Below are 2,905 nucleotides of genomic sequence, written 5' to 3' on the forward strand. Positions count from 1 at the left end.
CACGAGGATTTTCAGTCCTCTGCTCTACCGACTGAGCTATCTGGGCACATATTAATTTAAAAGCGGTTATGCCCGAGACCGGGGTCGAACCGGTACGGGTGTTACCCCGCAGGATTTTAAGTCCTGTGCGTCTGCCAATTCCGCCACTCGGGCAAGTACTTGCTCGTTCAAACCGCTCATTTAATATATCAAAGACAAGCTAATTTGTCAATACCTTTTTTCAGGATTTTTTTACATTCTATTTAGTTTAGCACGATTTTTTCGACTTTTCGTACTTCATCTTTCTATACATCCATTTAATCTAATTGATAGTCAATACAAACCCGCCTATTCCCTTTAACCTTCTGTATCATTTAAGACGCCATCAATATAATACGCTCCCTCTGGAGACTTGCCATCCCGATAAATCACTTGTCCCATGCCGTTTCTTCCTTCTAAGTAAGAGATATATTCATAGTCGTCATCCTTTTTTTTCCCCCAATTACCAGTGAAATATCCATCTTGATCCACCGTCATGGTGACTTCTCTAATGAATGGTTTATCGCTATCTCCATATTCAATCGTGCAAGATACCTCTTTTACGTCTTGATTAGACGTCAAACCAATAACCCTGCCATCGCTAAACAAATATGCCGTTACCACCTTATCGCAGAGAATTAGACCACTCACGCCCCCACTCTTTAATTTCCAGAGCAACCCAAAGGCACGCTCAGCAGGAATTGCAGAAAGATTTTCGCCCCATTTTCCTACAATGAGTTTCCCCCCTTTGGGAAGTTCATACTCAGCCAAGATCTTTTCAGATGGGCCATAGAGCAATCCCTTTTCACAGGCATAAAAAACACTCTCTGCTGTTAAATAATAACCGCCCAACCTAAAAAAGGAAAAGTATAACAGCGGAATTATAATAATAAAAACCCAAATTTGTCTTTTACGATTCATTTTTCATTACTCTCCCTTCTGTTAAATCAATGGAGACTTCCTTATCTTTGGTCAGAAAAAAAACTGCTTTTGTTGCATCTAAGGGCACATCTTCCCTATACTCCTGTCCTCTTCCATAGTGGCTTCCGCTTTTCCATCCGCTCCCATTTCTAGGAACCTCCTCCTCATCTCTATAAAGTTTTAGATCTAAAGAAGAGTTCCACTTAATACTACTAGAAAACGGATTCGTCCAAGTAGCATAGCGAATTTCCATAGTGTTATCCTCATAATATAAGATTTTATCAATAATATATGTGGTATCATATACTTGTTCCTTATAATTAACATCAATGGTATACACCAACGGGCTGTCATTTTTATCCTTATATGTCTCAAAAATAGAAACAAACGAGGATGTAATGAGAGTAAACCCGGGGAAAATATTTATAAGTATTAATATTATCAGAAGATTACGTAAGCTTAACCAAATCCAACCAATCACTGGCGAGTGAGCTTTGTTCAATTCTTCCCCAAGGGTATCAGCATCCCCCATGCAAGTTATGACCGCCTTTTTTCCTTGCTCTTCATTCATCCCTTCTGCTATAAAATCCCCATACCGATCCTCCATATGGTTGCTTAACTCTACGTATATAGGGTTATGGTCATATTTAAATTTTACGTGGGATAAAACTTCCTTGAGGTATTTCTCCCAATCAGGTACATGCATACCCCCCACCCCCTATTACCTTTTGTACAGAACCTGTAAAGGAGCTCCACTGCTCTTTCTCTTTGCTCAGTTGTTCTTTTCCTTTTGCTGTTATTTGATAATATTTTCGCTCCTTACCGGTCTCTGCTTTTGCTTTATAAGATTTTAGGAAACCCTGGGCTTCCATGCGATGCAAAACTGGGTACAACGTTCCCTCTTTAAATTGAAAAACAGAATTACTTCTTAACTCTATTTCTTTAATGATTTCATAGCCATAGTAATCTCTTTCTCGCAATAGGGAAAGAAGCATCAACATAGTGCTTCCGCCAATAAAACCTTTATCCATTTTTATTCACTCCTTTCATATTTTACATAGAGTAACTAGGTATATTTTACCTAGTTACTCTATGTATGTCAAGAAAAAAAGCCTCTGGCTTTACACCAGAGGCATGGTATTTGTTGCTTCTTTATAAACATTCTTTTTTAAAAAATATAATATCTCCTGTTGCTGCATCAATGAAAAACTGGTATGTATCCTCTCCGTTCTGAAATACGATAGCATATCTATTTAAATAATTGTCTAAGTATAATTCAGTTAGATTAAATTCTGTATCCTTTTTTAAAACCCCTGCATAATCAAGAGCGATTTTTTTTGCTTCATCCATAGTGATAGGTTCCTGACCAAAATTTGATTCAAATTTATACTTATCTAATAAAGCAACAATCACTTTTCCGTCCGATGCGTTAATCTTATATGCATATTCAGCATCAGTTGTATCAAAATCTAAGTTGTATATATCCTTATCACGTTCTTTACGCAACGTTGCTCTCCTAATGGTCGCCTGATTTTTATCAACGTGTGCATGGGAAAAAGCGATGTTTTTGGCTTCCTCAATGCTAATTTGTTCTCTCTTTTCAATACCATCAGATTTAATATTTTGAGAATCCGCAGATAAAACTTTTCCTGTCTCTGCATCAATTTTATAATCATATTTCTTTGTGTCAAAATAGAATTGTAATCTATAAATGTCAATGACATCTTCCATTTCCATTTTAATTCTAACTTGTTTTTCATTTAATTCAGCATGGTTAAGTGCAATCTCTTTGGCTTTTTCTATACCAATTTGGTCACTTTCATATTTATTAGACATTTGAACAGAATGATAGTCTGTTTTAATGCGATTCTTTCCCCTTAGAGAACTACCTTTCGAGGTAATCGAAACTGTCTTTGTATCACCATTCCAAGCTATATCTTTGTCAATCATTTCGCCAATAGCACGC

General features: G+C 36.8%; 4 protein-coding genes and 1 tRNA gene. All 5 read right to left on the minus strand.

Features of this window, described 5'->3' with window-relative positions:
* Positions 1-69 precede the first annotated feature (69 nt).
* Positions 70-153: transfer RNA gene (locus RTK36_RS16395), tRNA-Leu, on the minus strand.
* Between the two features lie 183 nt (positions 154-336).
* Entirely contained in the window at positions 337-939 is a 603-nt protein-coding gene (locus tag RTK36_RS16400) for a hypothetical protein (RefSeq protein WP_312048293.1), read from the minus strand.
* A complete protein-coding gene (locus RTK36_RS16405) occupies positions 929-1,645 on the minus strand; it encodes a permease prefix domain 1-containing protein (RefSeq protein ID WP_312048294.1) in 717 nt (238 codons plus the stop codon). The genes RTK36_RS16400 and RTK36_RS16405 overlap by 11 nt, the downstream gene beginning before the upstream one ends.
* Positions 1,632-1,970 (minus strand): PadR family transcriptional regulator, encoded by a 339-nt coding sequence (locus tag RTK36_RS16410; RefSeq protein ID WP_331655107.1) that lies wholly within the window; start codon positions 1,968-1,970, stop codon positions 1,632-1,634. The genes RTK36_RS16405 and RTK36_RS16410 overlap by 14 nt, the downstream gene beginning before the upstream one ends.
* Before the next feature lie 121 nt (positions 1,971-2,091).
* Positions 2,092-2,905 (minus strand): PepSY domain-containing protein (locus RTK36_RS16415; protein ID WP_312048295.1); only part of this gene is annotated, 814 nt, incomplete at its 5' end.

It is taken from the genome of Anaerotignum sp., assembly GCF_031981185.1.
Lineage (GTDB): Bacteria > Bacillota > Clostridia > Lachnospirales > Anaerotignaceae > Chakrabartyella.

Coding starts and splice junctions, on each gene's coding strand:
- RTK36_RS16400 (WP_312048293.1), bottom strand. CDS start 939: ATGAATCGTAAAAGACAAATTTGGGTTTTTATTATTATAATTCCGCTG.
- RTK36_RS16405 (WP_312048294.1), bottom strand. CDS start 1,645: ATGCATGTACCTGATTGGGAGAAATACCTCAAGGAAGTTTTATCCCAC.
- RTK36_RS16410 (WP_331655107.1), bottom strand. CDS start 1,970: ATGGATAAAGGTTTTATTGGCGGAAGCACTATGTTGATGCTTCTTTCC.